Genomic DNA, 21517 nt, shown 5'->3' with positions numbered 1-21517 from the left:
CGTAGACGGACTGGTAGCCGCGCGCCTAGTAGGCGGCGACCAAGGCGTCGCGCGCCCCTTCCACATCCTTCAGGGTGCGGCCCGGCCCCAGGAACGGCGTGACCGCCTCTTCGATGGCACGCGCATCGAGCACGGTATTGCCGCGCACCAGGTATTCCTCGATCGTCACCTGCCGTTCCGGCGCGGCGGCAGCGGCGGCCGAAGCGGCATCCTGGGCGCGCGCCATGCCGGGCAGCGCCAGCATGGCCAGGCACAGCAGGCTCAAGGCGGTCGCGGGCGCCTGCGGCGCGCCGTTACCTCGTTTCTTCATCTCACGCATCTTCCATTCACCTTAAAATCAAACGGTTGCCCTGTGTTGCGGCGCTGGGCCGGCGTTTTTTTGTTGCTAATGCTGATCTACTGATGCCTAGACAGCCGCCGCGCGCGGCGACTGCCGAATGTCATCAAATGTTCATAAAACTCCGCTCAAGGCTGTAAACCGCGACGCTCGTTTGGCGTGAGCGCCTGCAACTGCGGCGCCGTCAACGGCCCCGCGCCCAGCACCTGCACCACGCCGGCCGGCTGGTAGTTCGACGCCTGCGGTTCGCCGCCCTGGTGCTTGCCAACACCGGCTTCGTCCGCCTGCTCGTTGCCAAAGCCCAGCACCTTCACGGTGAACAGCGAAGGCAGCGCCTGACGCGTGGCGGCCCGTTCGCGCTGCAACACGTCCTGCGCCGCCGTCACGGCTTGCGAGGCGGCCGCGCTGGCATTGCTGAGCGCACCCACGTTCACCGCGGCAATGACCGGCATGCCCGTCGACTTACCCTGTACCTGGATGTTTTCCGCGTTGACCACCTGCAAGGCCGCCAGGTTGACGTTGCCCGAGACGCGGATGCCAGCCTCGCCCGCGTCGATGGTGCCCAGCGGGGCGATCAGGTCGATGTCGCCAGGCGGCACCTCCGGGATCGGGTTCAGGGTGGCGATGCCGGCGCCCGTCGTCGGCGTGCTCGGCGACAGGCTGACCAGGCCGATGCTGTCGTAGGTGCGGCGCTGCGGCGTGTAGACGACGGTGGACTTGGTGCCGCGGCCCGCATTGATGTCACCGGTGGCCGACCAGGCCAGGATGTTGCCGCCGAAGGTGGTGAAGATGCGGCTCTGGCCCAGCAGGATGCTGTCCCGGGCGTAGATCTGGATTTCACCGGCGCCCTGCGTCAGCACGCCCGAACCTTCGCCCGGCGCATAGCCGCCGTCGACGCCGATCAGCGCGCGCCCGCCCGGCACCGTGATGCCGATGTCGCCGCCGACATCCGTGTGGATGCCGGCATCGTTGACGATCACGTGCGGCACGTTGACGGTCGGACGCCCCGCCTCGGACCACTCCTGCGGGCTCAGGTAGCGCACGCCCGCCAGCGGCCGCTTGGTATAGATGCCGTCGTAGTCGTTGACGGTGTACAGCGCGCTGCTGAACATCGTCAGGTCGCCCTGGTAGGCGATCTTCTTGCCCGCCTTGTCCTGCGCCGGGAAGAGGGTGGCGATGGCTTCCCGGCCGCGCAGGTAGCTGCCGCGGCGCACGCCGTCCGGATCGTTGTATTCGCGCCCGGCCGCCTTCAGCTCGGCAAAGTAGATATTGCTCAGGTACACCTGCTGCTGTTCCTTCGGCAAGGCGGCAAAGAAGCTGCGCGCATCGGTGGCCGGGTCGTAGCGGATGCCCAGGCCGCTGTCGCCGCCAAAGCGCGTCGTCAGCCAGTTCACCAGGTGCAACTGGCTGACCTGCGCGTAGTCGCGCGCCAGGTCGCGCCGCACGCCGCCCGTCTGCTGGCCGGCCTTTTCCAGTTCAGCCTGCTTCGTGCCGAGGAAGGCGGCAGCGCCCGCCTCGTCGCCTTTGTAGCCGAACTGGCCGCGCAGCCAGTCGGCCAGGGTCAGCTTGCCGCCGTAGACATACACGGCGCTGCCGGCCTGGTTGGCCAGCGGCCGGCCCGGATCGGCCAGCTTGGCCGGGTCCAGGTAGCGCGCCGCGAAGGCCGCATAGTCGGGACCGTTGCGCCCCACGCCGGCGGCCACGGCGATGCCGGCGCCATTGCCCCGTTCGGCAGCGCCGACATTCACGATGGAACCGAGGCTGCGCAGCTCGCCCTTGTCGGCCATGTACAGGTCGCGTCCGGCGCTCACATTGAGCTGGCCGGGCCCCGCCACATAGAAGGTGCTGTAGCGGATATCGCGCCCGGCGCTGACGACGGAAACGTCATCGGCATGGCGGTGCACGAACAGGTTGCCGCGCGCGGAAGAGCCGCCCGAGACGACCGGCTTGTCCGGAAAATCGGGCCGGCCGACAAAGGTCTGGCTGGTCCATCCCGCCGCGCCTTCCGGCACACCCTCGACGCTGCCGAGCGGCGTACCCGAGTTGACGATATCGCGTCCGGCGCGCACGGCCACGGCGCCGCCGCCCTCGTACCACAGGCCCAGGGCGCCGCTGACGCCCTTCAGGTTGCCCCGGTACACGATACCGCCCGTGCGCAGACCGACGATGTCACCGCTGTTGGCATAGAAACGCGCGGGCAGCTGGCCTGCCGGCACATAGTCGGACACCGTCGGCGGCGTCATGCTGAACAGCGGATACAGTTGTTGCCCGGCATCGCTGGCACCGTTCGAGTTCGAGCCGAACCATTTCAGCGCACCGGGCGCCAGCGCATTCGCGCTGACGTTATGCAAGGGCAGCAGGCCGTACCAGACTTTATCCAGGGCGCCGACGAAGCCGGGATTGAACGGGTTCGGCAGCAGGCGCGGGTCGGCGCCCGATGGGGTGATCGGATAGCCGGCCGCATGGATGGAATCGGCGGCCAGCATTTCCAGCTGGCCCGTGCCCGTCTTGACAAATTGCGGCGCCACCGGCGACGGCGCCAGGATCACGCCGTTTTGCGGCATGTCAACCCTGCCGCCCTCGCCCAACCGGCCCAGGCTGGCATTGCCGTAGTACAAGCTGCCGCTGGCGGCCACGGCGCGCAGCACGGACGGCATGACGAAGCGTGCATCCGTCGGCGCGTGGTTGTCGCCGAGCGTCGAATTGATCCAGGACGAGGTGGGCGTCAAGTTGCCGCCCGCGCTGAACAGGTCGATGGCGGTGGCCGGCGTCCACAGCGAGAACCAGCTCCAGCCTTCGCCGGTGCGCTCCACGCCCTGGTAGTTGAACGGTGAACCGTTGCCCAGCTGCTTCACGCGGCCCGCATCGGCCACGCCGCCCAGCACCACGTCGCCGCGCGCGTCGATGCGCACGCCGCTGTCGCCCGGCACCAGGACAGGCCCGCCGCTGGCGATGGACGTGCCCGCCGTGTAGGTTTCGTACGGCCGCGATTCCGTCGGATCGGCGCGGTCGAAACGCAGTTCGACGCCGCCCACGGCGCCCGCCTCCATGCGCAGCGCGCCACGCAGGTTGGTGAAGGTGCTGTTGAGCGTGGGGTACTGGCGCTCGAAGCGCGTATCGACATTCGCGAAGTCGCCGTTGCGGTCGAAACTGCGCACCGCGGCGACCGGATTGAGGCCGCCGCCGATGCGGATGTCGAGGTCGCCCCCGCCCGTCAGCAGCAACTTGCCGTCCGGCGTCACCCTGCCCGTGCTGCCCACGGCCACGTTCAGGCCCTGGCTGCGCGGCGCGAATTCGCCGGCCGGATCGGCGCGCGAGGTCAGCATGCCGGCGTCGCCGCCCGCCTGCAGCAGCAGATTGCCGCCGCCCAGGGTGCCGATGCCCGTAAAGCCCGACAGCACCGGCAAACCGGCAAACAGGTCGGGACCTTCCGGGCGCGCGACGTAGGTGCCGAAATTGATCCACCACGCCGTCGGCACGCCCGCGCCCGTGCTGCCGCTGCCCTGGCGCCACAGCCAGCTGCCGATATCGCTGGTGTCCTGCTGCGCGTTGAGGAAGCCGATGGCATCCTCGCGGCGTTGCGTGGAGGTACCCAGGGTATCGCCCTTGACGTCACCCTGGGCGCGCAGCAGCAGATTGCCGCCGTGCTCGGGATACCAGGCGCGGTACAGGCTCTGACTGCCGCCATCGACAAACGCCGTCAAGTCCTTGCCCAGCGCGCCGAGCAACTGGCCCTTGGCGTTCAGGCCGCGCGGCAAGTTGAACAGATCCTTGCCATCGACCAGCGGCGAGGCCGATTGCGTGCCCGCCGTGTAGACGCCATACAGCGAACGCATGTCGAAGTCGCCCGCGGCCAGCAAGTCGAGGTCGCCCGTGCCCGTGCGCAGCACGCTGAACAGGGGCTGGCGCGCAGGCTCCACCGTGGTCACCATCTCGGGTGGCGTGCCGTCCGCCACCTTGATCACATACTGGGCAAAGTACTCCAGCATGAATTCCTCGCCGCCCCAGTCATCGACATTGACATCGCCTGGTCCGTAGCCGTCGGCGATGGCCGCTTCGCTGTAGATATATTTGGCCGGCAAGCCCGTCCCCGGCTTGACCGACGTCTTTTCCCCCATGCCGTAATGCGTATCGGCCAGCATCAGATGCGCGTCCTGCGCATGCGGCCGCAAGGCGCGCGTGTCGGCCGCCGCCGTATCGGCGCCGCCCACCAGGCGCAGCGACCACGCTTGCGAACCCTGGGCCAGCATGGGCGCCAGCGCCAGGTTGCGGCCCTGGCTGCCGCTGCCATCCTCGCTGCGCAGCGCCACCATGGTCGCGTCGCCAGGCAGCTTGACCAGCGTGCCGGCTGGCAGCACGCTGCCCTTGTCCAGCGCCAGCGCGGAGGCCAGCACCACGCCATTGATGGAATTGACGCTATCGCCCGTGTCGCGCGGTTGGCCTTCCGGGAAAGGCAAGGCCACATTCGCCGGCCACACCATGGCCGCCACCTTGGCCGCGCCAGGCAGGCGCAGGCCGGCATCGAGCTGCATGCCGCTCGACAAGGTCAGTGCCTTGGGCAAGACGGTGCCGGCCGCGTACAGCACGCTGCCATCGGCATTGCGCACGGCGCCGCCCAGCACGCTGCCGGCAGGCAAGTTCAACTCGTCCGTCAAGGTGGCGCGCGCCGCCAGCAAGGTGCCGTTGCGCAACTCCATGGCTTTCATCGGCACGGCGAAATTGACGCTCGTGCCCGATTTGAAATACGTGTCCTCGGCCAGGGTCACCAGGTTCGCGGCGGGCACGACGACCTCGCCGCCCCACGGCAGCCGGCCTTTCACCAGCTGCCAGCCCTTGTCATCCGACGTGACCGGCAGGGTGCGGGTATCGAAACCATCGGTGATGCTGCCAAAGACGCTGAGCTTGCCACCGGCGCGCAGCACCAGCGCACCGGCCTCGCCCGAGCCGTACACGCCGCTCAGGCGCGCCAGCGGATTGACGCCGTCGTAGCGGTGGCCGGACAGGTCGATGTCGCCATCGACATGCAGGTCGCCGCCCGGCGTGGCGCTGACGATCTCGACGCCGGGACGCAGGTGGAAGGCGTTCGCATCGCCGCGCAAGCCGCGCAATTTGTTGCCCATCAAGTTGCCGTTCGCCAGCGCATTGACCATGAAGGCCTGGCTGTCCCCGTGCTTCTCGTCCAGGTAAGCCTGGTTGATGCTCTGGTAGCTGCGGCCATCCGCATCCTTGCCCGTGCCAGCCGGGGCATCCTTGTATTGCCAGAAGGCGTTGACGTTGACGGTGCGCGCGCCGGCGATGTTCAGCGCGCCGGCCGCGTCGATGTCGATGTCGTCGCCCGTGGCGCCACCCAGGCGGCGTGCGTTCAGGTCGATGCTGCCGTAGTTGCCGCCGCCTTTGCCTGCCTCGCCGCTGCGCAGGTCGAAGCGCGCGCCGTTTTCCAGGGTCAGGCGGCCGCCAGGCGCAGCCAGTTCGATCACGGCGCGGTTCGGCGCCTCGATCACCTGGCCATAGCTGTCCGTGCGCAGCAGCGTGCCGTGCGCATCGAGCACGGCGCCGGACCGGATGGTGACGCCGTCGCGGCCGGCCAGGCGGATGCTGCCCACCTGTTCGCCGCTGGCATCGATGCGGCCGTTCACCGTCAGCGCGCCGCCATCGACGGACACGCTCACTTCGCGCGCCTTGAGCTCGTCGCCGATGGTCAAATTGCCCTGCTTGAGCTGGAAGCTGCGGCTGCCGTACACCTTGCCCGTGTTCAGGCGCTGGTTCAGGCCGGCGAAGTCGCCGAGATGCTGGGCGCGGATGTCCACGCCGCCGGCCGCGTAGGCTACCTGAGTGCCGCCCGCGTCATAGCTGCCGCTGGCGCCGCCCAGCAAGGTGCCGCGCAAATCGACGCTGCCGGCAGCGTCACCGGTGGCTGTCGCGCTCAGCTTGCCGGCGCGGTTGTTCACGGCCGACACATCGATCACGGAAGCGGCCGCCTGGCGCACATCGCCTTCGCGGCTGTCGAGGATCACGTCGCCGCCCCAGCTGTACTTGCTCGTGTCGTAGAAATCGATCTTGCGCCCCGCCAGGTCCAGCTTGGCCTTGTCGCCCAGCAAGACATCGCGCTCGGCCGACAGGGTCAATTTTCCGCTTGGCAAGACCACCGACGTATCCACGCTGACGCTGTTGCCGCTCAGCGCCACTTCGGCGCCCAAGGCGCCTGCCAGCGCCGCATTCGTCGGCGTGGTGGCGGCCGCGCCTGCCGGTGCGCTCACCTTCAGCTCGCCGCCCGCCGTGATGCGGTTGACGGAGCCGGCCGCGCCCGTCAGCAGCGGCGTATTGATCAGCAAATCGCCGCCGCTGTAGTGGTAGCCATGGGTGGCCGTGTCCCACGCGCTTTGCGACTGGTAGACGGACAGGCTGCCCTTGTTGTTGGCCGTCAGCTGTTCAGTGGCGTTCAGCGCCACCTGGCCAAAGCCCAGCACCAGGCGATCCAGCTTGTGGATGGTGTCGGGACGGCTGTCCGGCGTGAAGCCGAACTCGATGCGCCTGGCATCGACCTGCAGGCGGCCGCTGCCCGTGCCGGGGCCATGGGCAACCACGGCGCCGGGCGCGTTCGTCGCGCCCTGCCACACGAGGGTGTCCGTGTGGATGCGCGCCAGCGCGTCCACGCCGCCATAGCCGTAGATGGCCGGTGTATTGAGCACCAGGCGCGACAGCGACGACTTGCCCGTGGCCGCATCGATGGTCGACAGCTGCGACGAATCATAGAAGTTGAAGGAGTTGCGCGCCGTCAAGCCCAGGCTTTCCAGCGCCGGTGCGCCCGTGCCGGTGTCGCCGCGCAGCAGGCGGTCGAGCACGCCCTGGTTCAGCGCCAGGCCGTCCGGCAGGGCGCCGCGGGCACTGGCATCCGCCAGCGACGCCTCGCTGCCGACATTGATCGCCCCCATCGCCAGCACCAGGTTGCGCGTGCCGTAGCGCACGTTGTCGCGCAGGGTGAATGCGCGCTCCGTCACGGCGGCGATGGTACCCTCGGAATACAGCGAGGTGCTGCCGCCGCAGGCGCCGCCCACCTTCGCGCAGGCGCCGATATCGATGATGCCGGGGCCATACGATTCGGACGATGGCGCCGCGGCCGGCAGCATGTCCAGCCAGCCGTTCGAGACGGCCAGCACGCTGCCCATGGGCAGGTACACATAGCCGTCGCGCGAGTCCCAGGCCGCCTTGCCACGGCCCAGCGTATTGATGCCGGAACCCTGCTCGAGGATGATGCCGTCGTCTTTTCTCGCCGTCACCAGGAACACTTCGGCCGCCTTCAGCACGGCGCCGTCGCGCAGCACGATGCCGCCCGCCGATTCGTTGATGGCGGCGATATTGGCGCGCTGGTTGCTGCCCGTGGCGAAATCGCTGTAGGTCACGCGCGGCAAGCCGCCGATGCCCACGCGCTGGGCGCCGAAGGCATTGATCTGCGACGCATGCACGGACACGCCATCGAAGTCCGCCAGCGGCGCCGTGCCGTCGGCCAGCACTTCGTAGCGCGTCGATGCATGGGTTCCCGTGCCCAGCAGCAGGGAGCCGCCGAAGCCGCCCTCGGCCGGCGTGTACAGGGCGCTGCCATCCATCATCAATGGCGTATGGTTGTTCTCGACGCTGTGCAGGGATGGAGCGATCAGTTGCAGCCGCACGCCCTTGGCGTCGCGTTCCAGCATGGCGCGCGGCACGCCGTCGCGCGTGGCTTGCGCCACGGCGAAGGCGGCATAGCCCGTTTCATTGTATTGCGAATAGCTGCGCAGCACGTCGGCCGGCGTCAGGATGGCTTGTTGCGCCACCACGTCGCGGAACGCCGTGCCCGCCACGCCCGTCTGCGCCGCCGTGGCAAACGAGCCATTGCGCATGGCCACCGTGCCGCCCGCCTCGACGGCGCCGGCCAGGCCATTCAATTCCACGCGGAATGCACCGGGCAGCAGGGCGAAAGTCGATGGCAGCAGGGTGTAGGTGCCGGCCGCCAGGCCGGGCACGCCCGCGCCGATGGTGATCTGGCGTCCCACGGCGGGCTTGCCCGCGCCCTGCTCGGCCGTCAAAGGCGCCACGTCCGGCTGCACGCCGGGAATGATGGCGTACACGGGATTGGTGTTCAAGCCGGGCAAGGTAAAACCGCCGTTCGGCTTCATCTGCACCAGCGGATTGAGGCGCGCGTCGGTGGAGCCGCCGCGTCCGGCAAGGAAGGCCGCGCCCGTCAAGGTGCCGCCGCCCGACAGGTCGAGCACGGCGCCGGCCTGCACGTCGACGGCGGCGCCCGTCAAGGCGATCTCGGGTCCGTTGCCCACGCCCTTGAAGACGACATCGTTGCCGTCATACAGGTAGCTGAGGCCATCGAGCGTGCCGCCGTACGGCATCGTCAAGCCTTTCGCGCTGACGGACGTCAGGCTGCCTGGCAACAGATTGACATGGCCCGTATTGGCTTCATAGCCTTCGGCGCCCAGATTGATCTGGCCCAGCGGCGCGCGCAGCACGCCGTGCTGCTTGATGGTGGGCGCGACCAGGCTCAGGGTGCCGAACACGGAAAACGGCTGGTTCGGCGTGGCGCTGCCGGCGCTGCGCTCGATATTCAGGGTGCGCAGCGGATCGAGCGTGACGCGGATATTGCCGTATTCGTCGATGGCGCTTCTCTGGCCCACCGTGACCATGCCGCTGTCGCCCGTGGCAGGATAAATCTGCGCGGCGGCCAGGCTGGCATTGCCGGGCTGATACAGGGCGGCGCTGTTCGACAGGCGCATGTCGCCGCGGCTGTTGAGGGTCAGCTGCTCGAAGGCATCGCGCTCGACCACCAGGTCGGCGCCGCTGCTCTGCGCAATAGTGCCGCGCGTACCCATGTTGACCTCGCCCGCGATATCGAGCATGCCCGCATCGATCTGCAGCAGCGAACCGTCGGCCACCAGCGGCACGCCCAGCATGCCGCGTCCCTTGCCCAGATTCTTCGAGCCTTTCACGGCATTGGGCACGATGTAATCGTCCTTCTGCGCACGCACGGCCGTGCCCAGGCGCACGTAAGGCGCCGCCAGATGCACCTGGTTGGCAAGGCTGCTCGCCTTGTCCTGGCCATCGAGCAAAGGCTGCTGCGCCAGCCCCAGCGAGGTGGCGCTCAGGCGCAGGCTCTGGCCCAGCGACAGCTTGACGTCGCCGTCAAAACCGAGCATGCCGTTCACATGCAGGGCCAGGTTGTCGAAGCCGCCCGCCTGCACGCGGTCGGCGCCCAGGCGCGCGCTGCCGTAGCGCAGCGCCGCATCCTGCTGGCCGGCGCGCAAGTCGTCGGGCAAGGCGCTCTCGCCCTGCACCTGCGCCAGCTGCATTTCGCGCGGCACGCGCACCGCGTTGTCCACGTTGCCGCCTTGCAAGTTGTGGCGGTCGACCTTGCCATAATTGGGCGTGTCCAGCGCCAGCGCCAGGGTGCCGCCCGCCGCGCCGGCGCCACCGGCCGCCGCGCGCAGGGTGCCGTCGGCAAAGATGCCGTTGTACGAACTGAGCGAAATCAAACCGCCGTTGCCCGCCACGTTGACGGCGCCCTGATTCGGCAAGTCCAGCGTGGCTTGCGCGCCGCTGGCGTCGAGCAGTGCGCCCGGGCGCACCACGACAAAGGCATCGGCCGCATCGACGCTGGCGGCGTCAGCCTTGTAGCGGGCACCGATTTCGATGCTGCCGCCCTGGTCGGCACGGCCATAGCGCCCGCCCCGCATGTCGGTGGCCACCGTGGCGCGCCCCGCCACGTCCAGCACGGCCTTGTCGCCGATCCAGATCGACGTCGCTTGTCCCTTGCCGTTCGGCACATCGGCATCGCTGCCCGTGCCAAACGTGCCCGGCAGGATGGCGATCTTGCCGCCCCAGGCGTCGAGCCGGCCATCGACGGTGATCTGGTCATTGCCCGTCAGGCTGATCTGGCGGCCCGGGTCGACCTGGATGACGGCGCCCTGGGCCACCGCCAGGGCGCCCTTCACGTGCGGGCTGCCGGCCGTCAGCGACAGGTTGGCGCCGGCGCGCTGCGTCAGGCGGGCCTTGCGCGCATCTTCCTGATACAGCGGCGGCGTCCACGGTTCCAGCGCGGCGCCCGGATCGGTGCCGCCCGCTACCGTGTGGCCCATGGCGGGATTGAAGCGCAGCACGGGCATGGTGACATCGATCTGCGCATCCTTGACCACCACGACGCCGTCGCGGCCCGTGATGGCGTAATCGGCAAAGCCGCTCTGGAACAGGCTGGCGTCCAGCGCCAGCAGCGGCTTGACGGCCGCGTCGCGCCCCAGCACGATGCCGGCCGGCAGCACCAGACCAGGCGGCGCGCGCAATTCTTCGGTGGCGATGCTGCCCGCCGCGTACTGCGTCGTCACCGGTACGATAGGCAAGCCCTGCGGAAAGGCCGCCGCCGACACCACGAAGCCGGCATTCAGGCCATTGATGACCGTCAGCACGCTGCCAGCTGGCACGATGGAACCCTCCCTGACATACGTCGCGTTGTTGATGACGACGTGCGCGCCAGGCGGCAACAGCAGGTCGGCTCCCAGCACCAGCGGTTTTTGCACCGACACATCCACCACCACGGGTTTGCTCAAGGCCTGGCCCGGCTTGATCACGCTGGTGGTCAAGGTGAAAGCCAGGGGGATCGTCTCGCCCTTGGCGATCAGCAATTCATCGGCCAGGCGCAGGCTCACGGGGGCGCTGCTTCCCCCTGGCAGCACGTCGCCACCCTGCAGCGTGCCGCCGATGCTGACGGCCGCGCCGCTGTCGACCACCAGGCGTCCGCCGCCTTTCACGCCATGGCCGCGCAACTCGCCGTCGAGCTTGAGCATGGCGCCCGTCGGCGCCTTCTCCGTCGGCAGATCGACCGCCAGGGTGATGTCGCCGCCGCGCCCGCCCTGCAGGCTGCCATTGCCCATCAGAGCCGCGCCGGACGAGACGTCGATGACGCTGCCGCGCGTCACGTCGATGCCACCCGAGCTCTTCAAGGTGACCTTGCCGCCATTCACATACGGCAAGCCGGCGACGGCGCCCGGATCGAGTTCCAGGTTGCTCCACAGGCCGCGCGCGTCGAGGCGAACGCCAGGCGCCACGCGCACGCCGGCCGTTCCCGTGGGACGGATGTCCGGCACCAGCTTGCCATCAGCCCATATCGCGCCCGCATTCGCCAGGTAGCGCGAGACGATGTCGCCGGCGGCGATGCTGCCGCCGCGCGCGCTCACGTTCGCTTTCAGCGCCACGTCGGTGGCGTGCAGGGCGATGTCGCCGCCATCGGCCACGCGCACATCCGCATTGACGTCGAGCTTGTCATAAGCGTAGATATTCAGCGCGCCCAGCTCCAGTCCGTTGAGCCAGTCGGCGTCGAGCTGCAGGGTCTGGCTGCGCGCGGCCGGCAAAGCGTCGCCCAGCAGCTGGCCATCGGCGATGCCGGCCACCTTGCCGATTTGCACGTTCTCCAGCACGGCTTGCGGGCTGTCGCGCAACTGGCCCGCCTTCGTATCGAAGACGGGCGTCATTTTGCCGACGATCAATTGACCGGCGCGCGCCGCCGACGTCTGCCCCTGCTTGTAGCTATCGATGCCTTCATCGCGCTTGCGCTGCTGGCGCTCGCCCTGGAACACGGACGTGTCGATATCGCCTTCCAGCACGGCCGCGCCCGTGGAAACGATCAGGCGGCCCGCATCGCGACCCACCGTATAGCCATTTTCCAGGCGTTCGCGCGGACCGATCAAGGCATTAGCATGGGTTTCCGTCGTGTTCGCGCCCCAGCGCGCATGCGTGCTTTCATAGCCGCGATACAAGCCCGTGTACAGGTTGTCGCCGGGCGCCGTGCTCAGTTTATACATCGCGCCATCGGCACCCTTCAGCCACGTCTGCTTGACCATGCCCGTCTGCACGTCGAGCGAGCCGCCGGCGATATTGATGCGCGAACCGGCCTGCGTCACCACTTCGCCGCCGCCAAAGCCGACGGTGCCGCCCTGGGCCGCCCATTCACCGATGCCATGGCCGCTGGTGTTGAGGTAGCCGCTCACTTCCAGCAAGCCGCCTGCCGTGTACCAGCGGTCCGTGGCGTAGCCATTCGTGCCGGCCGGCACCAGCACCAGGTCGCGGCGGTCGACCCACACGTCGCTGTTGTTCAGGTATTTGGCGTCGCGGCTGCCGGGCGCGTCGCGCTGCTCGTTGCCCTGCACGTTGATCAGCACATTGTTGCTGCTCATGTCGACCTTCACGCCGACGGCGCCGGAAACGTCGATGGCGGCATCGCGCGCCACGTGGCTGCGGCGGGCCGCGTCGACCAGCACCTGGCCGCCCGTGGCCAGGGTCAGCGAATCGCCTTCGAACTCCACGTTGCCGGCCGAAACGATGCGCACCAGCGACTGGTCGCGCCGGTCCAGCGGCGTGTCCGTTCCCTTGCCCGTGTCTTTCAGCAAGGTATCGCGCTGCACGTCAAGCGCCGTGGCGCCGTTATCGTCGATCAAAATGGCGCTGACGCTGCCGCGCGCCAGTGTGACATTCGCGTCCGCACCTGCCGCCGCCAGGTGGATGCTGCCGCGGCCATTGACGGTCGTGCTCGACAACAGCATGCCATCCTGGCGCACGCTATTGCCGCTCAGCGTGATGTCGCCGCCGGTCGACTGGATCACGCCGCGGTTGATGACGGCACCGGCGCCGCTGCCGGCCGTGCGCAGCATCCCGACTTCATTGCCGCGCGTGCTCGCATACTGGTTCTTGTCCGTGCCCTGGCCCGGACGCACGACGATGGCGTCGCCGGCGGCCAGGGTCGTCTGGCCATTCGGCGTGGTGATGGCGCCCGCATTGTCGACGCCGCGGCCGGCCAGCAGCACATAGCCGCCGCCTTCCGTCACCGTCTGCGGCTTGCGCGTGTCGATGCGCGCGCCGGCGGCGACGACGACATCGGCCTCGGCCTTGCCATGTTTGAAGGTATTCTGGTCCAGCAACAAGTCATTCGCAAAGGTCGGCACGGCGCCCGTGCCCTGCGCCTTGCCGTACAGGCCGCTCTTGAACTGGCTGTCGCTCATGCCCATGGCGGCGGCCGCCAGATTGCGCGTATCGACCTGGCTGCTGCCCGTAAACACGATGCCGTTGCGGTTGACGATCATCACCGTGCCGTCGGCCTTGATCTGGCCCTGGATCTGGCTGGGGCGCGCCAGCGGATCATTGACGCGGTTCAACACGGACCAGTTCGATTTCTGGTCGAACTGCAGGGTGGTGTTCTTGCCGACGTTAAAACTTTCCCAGTTCAGTATCGCCTTGTCGTCCGTCTGCACGACCTTCACGATGGTCTTGCCGTCGGCCTGGGTCTGCACCGGTCCCTGGGCATTGAGCCAGCCGGCCGTCAGGCTGTTAGTGTCGACCTGCAAGCCACCCTTGGCCAGGCCATCGGGGGCGCCGCCCGCCGCCAGCGCGGCCTGGCGCGCGGCCGCCTGCACCGCCTGCTCGGCGGCGATGCCGCGCGCGGCCAGCAACAGGTTATTCAGCGATTGCTGCAGCTTGCCTTCCGCCTTCTGCTGCTGCAGCAAAGGATTGTTCAGCGATGTGGCCGGCTGGCCATTCGGCAAGCGTCCCGTGGCCGCGGCCGTGCCCTGCTGCGCACCCTTGCCGGCGAACCAGGCGCCGCTGAACGGCTGCTGCGCCTGTGCGCCACCGGCCTGCAGCAGCAGGGCGATGGCCAGCGCCAGCGGTTTCAGGCGCACCGGGTGACCGGTCCGGTTGCCCGCCATGGCGGAGGAGGATGCGTGTTTCGTGACCGACTTGCTTCGCTGCATGGCGACATTCCCTTTTCATGTTCCGTTGCTGACCGATATCGCGAGGCGGCGCGCGGCACGCACGGGGCGGGCGGCAGGCACTGATTCGCGGCTTCCAGCAGCATTGACAGGGAACAAGGTCCGGGACTGCAAAAGGTCATGAAAATGTCATAATTGGCGAGATGCCATCGGCGTGCATCGCTAGCCAAACAGCACGATGCCGCCCGGCAGCCGCGTCACGCGCGCGCCATACGCATCCTGGATCAAGGCGATCACGTCGTCGAGGCGGTCGAGCGAAAAGCTCGCCTGTACGCGCGTGTGTTTCAAGGCGTCGCCATTGAGGATCAGCTTGCCGGGACGGTAGCGGTTCACTTCGTCCACCACCTCGGCCAGGGTGCTTTGCTTGAACACCAGCAAGCGCTGGCGCCACGCGCTGACGTCGCTTTTTGCCACCGCGCGCGCGATGCCGAAATGCTCGGGCCGGTAGCGCAGCTGCTGGCCGGCCGCCAGTTCCGCATCGTTGCCGGCCTGCGCCACGCGCAGGCGGCCCGCCAGACACGTCACGCACACTTCCTGGCCGAACAGGCGGATATTGAAGCGCGCGCTGCCGGCCGACACCGTGCCGTCGCCGGCCTGCACGCGTACGCGCGCCGCGCCGCGCAGGCCGGCCTGGAATTCCGCCTCGCCCGCCAGCAGCACCAGCGCCGCGGCGCCGTCTTGCACGGGCGCCGCGTCGAGGCGCGTCTGCGTATTCATCTGCACCAGCACGCCGCCGTCGAGCGCCACTTCGCGCTGCTCGCCCGTGCCCGTGGCGTAATCGGCGCCCAGGCCCGCCACGGCCGGCCACAGGTCCGTGGGCGGGCGCAGCACCAGCAAACCCAGCGAGGCCGCCACGGCGCCACCGATCCAGGCGCGCCGCGCCGTGTTCACGGGCCGCTGCGCCCGCTTGACGGCGCGCGCGGCCGGCGCCATCGCGCCCCACACGGCGCGCGCCTCGGCAAACGCATTGGCATGCTTGCGGCTGCGCGCGCACCAGTGGCGAAACACTTGCGCGTCGCGCTCGCTGACCTGGCCCGAGGCCAGGCGCACGACCCACGCCTGCGCTTCCTTCTGGATGACACTCATGTCGTCTTCCGCTTGTTCAATCATGATGTTTAGACGTTTTTCCCGCGCCGGGACCGAAGCGCTGAATGAAATCGCGTCCCATGCGCTCACAACAATGTTCCAGGCCGGCGCGCAATTCTTTCTCTACCGTGCGGGCGGAAATGCCGAAGCGCTCGGCGATATCGCGGTGCGGCAACTGGTCGACGCGGGCGGCGATGACGATGGCGCGCCGGCGTTTCGGCAACGCCTGCAAGGCCCGTTCCAGTTCTTCCAGTTCGGCGCGCGCGCTGTAAGTGCGGGCCGGGTCGGCCAGTTCATCGGCCATCTCGTACAAGTCGTCGATATCTGGCAGGCTGAGCAGGCGCGCATTGTCGCGGCGTTGATCTTCCGCAATGTTGATGGCGATGCGCATCAGATACGCGGACGGGTAGCTGATCGCCTCGGGCGCATTCATCCGTTCCACCCGCAGATACGTTTCATGCAGCGCGTCATTGGCCAGGTCTTCCGAGCCCAGGCGGCGCTGCAGGTGGCGGCGAAACTGTCCGTAGCGTTCCAGGAACAGCTTGCGCAAGGTGGTTTTGAGTAATTCCGACATGCTCAGGGCACCCCGGCCAGGTGCAGATACGGCGCGCAATCGGCGTCCGGATCGGGCCGCGGCGTCAACAGGATCGTCAGCGGCTGCGGCAATCCCGCTGGCGGGGCGCCATCCATCAGCAGACTGCGCAGGCGCTGCAGCACGGCGCGGTCGCGCTGTTCCACACCACTCGGTTCCAGCACATGCACGGCGCGCACCCTGCCCCGCTCGTCGAGCCACAGCTGGAAGGCCAGGCGATAGCGGCCGAAGGCGTCCGGATGCAAGCGGCACAGGGCGCGCGTGAGCGAGCGCTGCACGATGGCCGCATAGCCCTGCAACGGTGGCGTGGCGGGGGCCGCTTCGGCCGGCGCGGGTGCCGGTGCCACGGGAGCGTCGGCCAGCGCCAGCAAGGTGAAGGCATTGCTGCCGCTGAAGCGCGCGCCCAGCTGCGTACCTGCCAGCAAGCGCCGCAGCGCCTCGGCCGGCGTGTAGTCGCCGCGCACGGGCGCGGCCACTCTGCCCGCCGCCAGCTGGCTGCTGACGAGCACGGAATACCCGGTCATTTCGCCAAACGCCACCAGCGCCGCATCGAGCGGCTGGGCGGGCAAGTCGAAGCGCACGATGGCCTGCCTGCCGGCGTCATTGCCGTCCGCACTGGCAGCCGGTGGCACGAATGTCATCAATGTCATCAACAAGCAGGCGGACAGGGCCAGGGCGTTGCCTGTTGCGGTGCGGCGGTGGATGCGTGTCATTGTCCAGGGAAATCAACGAGAGCCTGCTCATGAAGTGTCTTGACTGCAATGTTGTCTGCAGAATGGCAGGATGGTAGCGTCATAAAATGACAACTGCATGACACTGGTCACAAAGCGACCGGGCTGGCGTGTCATCGCTGCGACATATGACCTTGCTATGCTGGCAGCCTGTTCACCGCTCCGGGAGCCGCCATGGCACGCCTGTTCTTGCTATTGCTGTTGACCTGCGCCACCCTGGCCGCGCAGGCGGACGAGCACACCGTCGTCGTGAAAGCCGCCGCGCCGCAGAAGGGCTGCGTGGAGGTGGAACTGAACGGCCAGCGCGCGCCATCGATGTCTTGCTTGAGTGAAAAATTATTACCCAACAGCAACACCGTGAACCGGCCGCCGCCTGCCCTGTCCGGCGCGGAAGCGACCGTGCAGCGCCCGTCGAACCAGCTGGGCCTGTACAACCGCGCCGCCCTCGAACACCGCATGGGCAATGCCTTTGGCAAATCCGTCACGCCGCAGAGACCGGCGCCGCCGCCGCCCGCCAGCCCGCTGCTGCCGCCCCGTTGACGCTGTTGTCAACGCACAGTCCATTTGCGCTGTCAAGATTGCGCAATCGCGCCGATTGCGTATCATTCCAGGCTTGATCGCTCTGGAAACAACCATGCTGCCCACTATCGAACAACGCCTTGCCCTTGAACTTGCCGCCAAACCGGTGCAGGTTGCCGCCGCCATCGAACTGCTCGACGAAGGCGCCACCGTGCCCTTCATCGCCCGTTACCGCAAAGAAGCGACCGGCGGCCTCGACGATATCCAGCTGCGCCTGCTCGAAGAGCGCCTGCGCTACCTGCGCGAGCTGGAAGAGCGGCGCGCCGCCATCGTGGCCTCGATCACGGAACAGAACAAGATGACGCCCGAGCTGCTCGACGCCGTCATGCACGCGGAAGACAAGACGCGCCTGGAAGATTTGTACCTGCCCTACAAGCAGAAGCGCCGCACGAAGGCGCAGATCGCCATCGAAGCGGGCTTGATGCCGCTGGCCGACTGTTTGCTGGACAATCCCGAACTGACGCCGGAAATGGAAGCGGGCAAGTTCCTGCGCGACGCGTTTACCAGTGCCGACGGCAATAATCCTGGCGTGGCCGACACCAAGGCAGCCCTCGACGGCGCGCGCCAGATTCTGATGGAACGCTTCGCCGAAGACGCAACCTTGCTGCAAACCTTGCGCGAATACGTGCAGGAACACGGCATCGTCGAATCGAAAGTGGTGGAAGGCAAGCAGGACGAAGGCGAAAAATTCGCCGATTATTTCGACTACTCGGAAACCATTTCCACCGTCCCCTCGCACCGCGCGCTGGCGCTGCTGCGCGGCCGCCGCGAAGGTATTCTCGACGTCACCCTGCGCCTGGACACGGAAGCGGAAAAACCGAAATGGGATGCGCCGCACAATCCGTGCGAAGGCCGCATCGCCGTCCGCTTCGGCATCAAGAGCCTGGGCCGTCCGGCCGACAAATGGCTGGCGGACACGGCGCGCTGGACCTGGCGCGTGAAAAGCTTCATGCACCTGGAAACAGAACTGATGGGCGCGCTGCGTGAACGCTCGGAACTGGACGCCATCAATGTCTTCGCCACCAATCTGAAAGCGCTGCTGCTGGCCGCGCCGGCTGGCCAGCGCGCCACCATGGGCCTCGATCCTGGCCTGCGCACGGGCGTCAAGGTCGCCGTGGTCGACGCCACCGGTAAAGTGGTCGACACGGCCGTGATCTACCCGCACCAGCCGAAGAACGACTGGGATGGTTCCTTGCACACCTTGGGCCGCCTGGCCGCCAAGCACAATGTGTCGCTGATCTCGATTGGCAACGGCACCGCCTCGCGCGAGACGGACAAGTTGGCGCAAGACCTGATCAAGCAGCACCCGGAAGCGAAGATGACGAAGATCGTCGTCTCGGAAGCGGGCGCGTCGGTGTATTCGGCGTCCGAATTTGCCTCCAAGGAATTGCCGGACATGGATGTGTCCTTGCGCGGCGCCGTCTCGATCGCGCGCCGCCTGCAAGATCCGCTGGCCGAACTGGTCAAGATTGACCCGAAATCGATCGGCGTGGGCCAGTACCAGCACGACGTGAGCCAAAGCCAGCTGGCCCGCTCGCTCGACGCCGTGGTGGAAGATTGCGTGAATGCCGTCGGCGTGGACGTCAATACCGCGTCCGCTCCCCTGCTGGCACGCGTCTCCGGCCTGTCGGCCAGCGTAGCGCAAAGCATCGTCAGCTACCGCGACATGAAGGGCGCGTTCACCTCGCGCGCGGCCTTGAAAGCCGTGCCGCGCCTGGGCGATAAAACGTTCGAACAGGCAGCCGGCTTCTTGCGCGTGATGGGCGGCGACAATCCGCTGGACGCTTCGGCCGTCCACCCGGAATCGTACCCGCTGGTGGAAAAGATCCTGGCCGACATCAAGAAGGATATCCAGGCCGTCATCGGCGAGACCGCCTTGCTGAAAACCCTCAGCCCGGCAAAATACGCCGATGAAACGTTTGGCGTGCCGACCATTACCGATATTTTGAAGGAACTGGAGAAGCCGGGCCGCGACCCGCGTCCGGAATTCACGACGGCCACCTTCAAGGAAGGCGTGGAAGAAATCCGCGACTTGCGTCCCGACATGATTTTAGAAGGCGTGGTCACCAACGTGGCCGCCTTTGGCGCCTTCGTCGACATCGGCGTGCACCAGGATGGCCTGGTGCACATCTCGGCCCTGTCGAACACGTTTGTGAAAGATCCGCACACGGTGGTGAAAGCGGGACAAGTCGTGCGCGTAAAAGTGCTGGAAGTCGATGAAAAGCGCAAGCGCATCGCGCTGACCATGCGCCTGACGGACAGCGCGCCGCAGGCGGGCAGCAAGCCAGAGCAAAAGGGCGACCGCAACGACCGTCGCGGCCTGGCGCAGCACCAGTCGCAGTCGCGCAACGCGCCCGAGCCGGCCGGCAGCATGGCCGCCGCGTTCGCCAAGCTGCGCGGTTAAGCGCCATGCCGGCTTGCCGGCGTGGCTGACTTGCCCGATTTATGACTTGAGCGCATACCCGTGCCGTCGTTTTCTTATAAAATGACGGCATCTATTTATTTCCCCATCAGAGGCAGCTATGAGCGACGTACAAACCTGGATCAAAGAAACCGTGACGAGCACGCCGGTCGTGCTGTTCATGAAAGGCACCGCCCAATTTCCACAGTGCGGCTTTTCCGGCCGCGCCATCCAGATCCTGAAGGCCTGCGGCGTGGAAAACATCGCCACCGTCAACGTGCTGGATGACCCGGAAGTGCGCCAGGGCATCAAGGATTACTCGAACTGGCCGACCATTCCGCAGTTGTATGTGAAAGGCGAGTTCATCGGTGGTTCCGATATCATGAATGAAATGTTTGAATCGGGCGAATTGAAATCCCTGATCGATGCCTGATAGCCAGCTTGCGCGGCCGCGCCGTATCGTCGTGGCCATCACGGGCGCCACGGGCGCCGTGTATGGCTTGCGGCTGCTGCAATTACTCGGCGCCATCCCCGGCGTCGAGACGCATCTGGTCTTGTCGGATGCGGCCGTACTGACCTTGCACCAGGAAACGGGCGTGGGGCGCAAGGACATCGAAGCGCAGGCGCACGTGGTGCACAAGCTGCGCGATATCGGCGCGTCGATCGCCAGCGGTTCGTTTCAATCGGATGGCATGGTTGTCGCGCCGTGCTCGATGAAGACGCTGGCGGCCGTGGCGCATGGCTTGTCGGATAACTTGATTACGCGGGCCGCCGATGTGGTGCTCAAGGAGCGTCGGCGCCTGATCCTGATGGTGCGCGAAACGCCATTCAACCTGGCGCACCTGCGCAATATGACGGCCGTGACCGAAATGGGCGGCATCATCTTCCCGCCCTTACCGAGTTTTTATCACCACCCGCACGGCATTGCGGAAATGGTCGACCATACGGTGGCGCGCGTCATCGACCTGCTCGGCATCGAGCACAGCCTGGCACCACGGTGGAATGGTCTCAAGTCCGCAAGCGACACCCCTATCGTCTAGTTGGCGTCACGATGCCTGACAAAAGCGTAGCGAGCGGAAGGAAGAGGTGGCTGAGAAGCGCAACGCGCAGCAGCTTTGCTCAGGCATCCACCACTCAACGCTTCTCAAACTGAACAGCACTGGCCTGCTTCAAATCCCTGGCTTCTTCAACCATCCTGCGGTGGGCGATCCGTTTGCGCATCACTTCCGCATGTTGCGCGGCAGTCATGGGAGGCACGGTCATCAAGTCCTTCAGCTGCGCGGTATTGCTGTAGTTACTTTTCATAAGACGGCTCAAATGCTCGGCTCCGTAGTGGATGAACTGGCTGCTTCTGCAGTGATTATGCGCTGGTATTGGCCGCCGCGCCGCTGCGTACGGGATTATTGTCAAATAATTCCGCTGCAGCGCAACATGCGAGGTCTTATTGTGCGGCAAAATCATGTCTCCAGTATGACCTAGCGCAAATAAAAGGACAGGGAAAGCACCGCCTGCGAAAAGCGGACGGCGCCGGCCGGGGAGGGCCTGAATGCTTACTTTTGGTAGTTGACTCTGACCAGCATGCGAATAAATTCACGCGCGATTTGACGATGATGTTCATCTAATCTTTGCAAATCGGCAATTAATTTCACATCGGCGGACTCAAAACGCGATAAAGCGCTGCCCGCTTCGCCATTCGGCGTGGCGCTTTCCGGGCCGCCAAACCGCAACCATTCCGCCGGAACGCCCAACCATTGGGCAATCATGCGCAATTTCTCTTGCGTGGGAATTGCTTCACCTACTAACCATTTCCTAGCTGCATGCACGGTAATCGGCCGTCCGTCGAAACGGATGTTGAATTCCCGGGCCAGTCTGGTCGGGCTGTCTGGAGAGTAATGGGCGTTTTTGAGAGCCAACTGAAGTCGTTGGCTGAAGCTTTCGCGTTCGTTAGAAGAATTCATAGGTGTACTATTTCATGTTGTAACATGAAAGTCAGTTTCT

Annotated in this window: 11 protein-coding genes; 5 read left to right on the top strand and 6 right to left on the bottom strand. The window is 66.7% G+C overall.

Annotated elements, in window-relative coordinates:
• Nucleotides 1-25: 25 nt before the first annotated feature.
• The 5 genes from ACP7DW_RS20555 to ACP7DW_RS20535 all read right to left on the bottom strand — a co-directional run bounded on the left by ACP7DW_RS20555 (nt 26) and on the right by ACP7DW_RS20535 (nt 16521).
• Nucleotides 26-310 (bottom strand): hypothetical protein, encoded by a 285-nt coding sequence (locus ACP7DW_RS20555; protein ID WP_426056504.1) that lies wholly within the window; start codon nt 308-310, stop codon nt 26-28.
• 155 nt (nt 311-465) lie between these two features.
• On the bottom strand, nt 466-14112 hold the full coding sequence (locus ACP7DW_RS20550) for a filamentous haemagglutinin family protein (protein WP_426056505.1): 13647 nt from the start codon (nt 14110-14112) through the stop codon (nt 466-468).
• A 180-nt stretch (nt 14113-14292) separates the two neighbouring features.
• Nucleotides 14293-15240, bottom strand: coding sequence for a FecR family protein (locus ACP7DW_RS20545; RefSeq protein WP_426085228.1), 948 nt, complete (start codon nt 15238-15240; stop codon nt 14293-14295).
• On the bottom strand, nt 15233-15790 hold the full coding sequence (locus ACP7DW_RS20540; protein WP_426056507.1) for an RNA polymerase sigma factor: 558 nt from the start codon (nt 15788-15790) through the stop codon (nt 15233-15235). The genes ACP7DW_RS20545 and ACP7DW_RS20540 overlap by 8 nt, the downstream gene beginning before the upstream one ends.
• A gap of 2 nt (nt 15791-15792) precedes the next feature.
• Entirely contained in the window at nt 15793-16521 is a 729-nt protein-coding gene (locus ACP7DW_RS20535; RefSeq protein WP_426056508.1) for a secretin and TonB N-terminal domain-containing protein, read from the bottom strand.
• Between the two features lie 192 nt (nt 16522-16713).
• Between ACP7DW_RS20535 and ACP7DW_RS20530 the strand changes: the two genes are divergently transcribed.
• From ACP7DW_RS20530 to ACP7DW_RS20510, 5 genes are all read left to right on the top strand, one after another.
• Entirely contained in the window at nt 16714-17079 is a 366-nt protein-coding gene (locus tag ACP7DW_RS20530; RefSeq protein ID WP_426056509.1) for a hypothetical protein, read from the top strand.
• 94 nt (nt 17080-17173) lie between these two features.
• Nucleotides 17174-19522 carry a Tex family protein gene (locus ACP7DW_RS20525; protein ID WP_426056510.1) on the top strand — a complete coding sequence of 783 codons (2349 nt, stop codon included), beginning with the start codon at nt 17174-17176 and terminating at the stop codon, nt 19520-19522.
• A gap of 118 nt (nt 19523-19640) precedes the next feature.
• A complete protein-coding gene (gene grxD, locus ACP7DW_RS20520) occupies nt 19641-19952 on the top strand; it encodes a Grx4 family monothiol glutaredoxin (protein WP_116742780.1) in 312 nt (103 codons plus the stop codon).
• Nucleotides 19945-20559 (top strand): UbiX family flavin prenyltransferase, encoded by a 615-nt coding sequence (locus tag ACP7DW_RS20515; RefSeq protein ID WP_426056511.1) that lies wholly within the window; start codon nt 19945-19947, stop codon nt 20557-20559. Before grxD ends, ACP7DW_RS20515 begins: the two co-directional genes overlap by 8 nt.
• Before the next feature lie 46 nt (nt 20560-20605).
• Nucleotides 20606-20998, top strand: coding sequence for a hypothetical protein (locus tag ACP7DW_RS20510; RefSeq protein WP_426056524.1), 393 nt, complete (start codon nt 20606-20608; stop codon nt 20996-20998).
• 71 nt (nt 20999-21069) lie between these two features.
• Here the strand turns inward: ACP7DW_RS20510 and ACP7DW_RS20505 are convergent, their stop codons facing one another.
• The gene (locus tag ACP7DW_RS20505) at nt 21070-21477 is read right to left on the bottom strand and encodes a hypothetical protein (protein ID WP_034753756.1); all 408 of its coding nucleotides are present in this window, start codon (nt 21475-21477) and stop codon (nt 21070-21072) included.
• Nucleotides 21478-21517: the final 40 nt, after the last annotated feature.

The organism is Janthinobacterium sp. PSRC1-1 (assembly GCF_049897525.1).
Lineage (GTDB): Bacteria > Pseudomonadota > Gammaproteobacteria > Burkholderiales > Burkholderiaceae_D > Janthinobacterium > Janthinobacterium tructae.
Note: the sequence above shows the minus strand (reverse complement) of the source record. Positions and strands in the feature narration are given on the sequence as shown.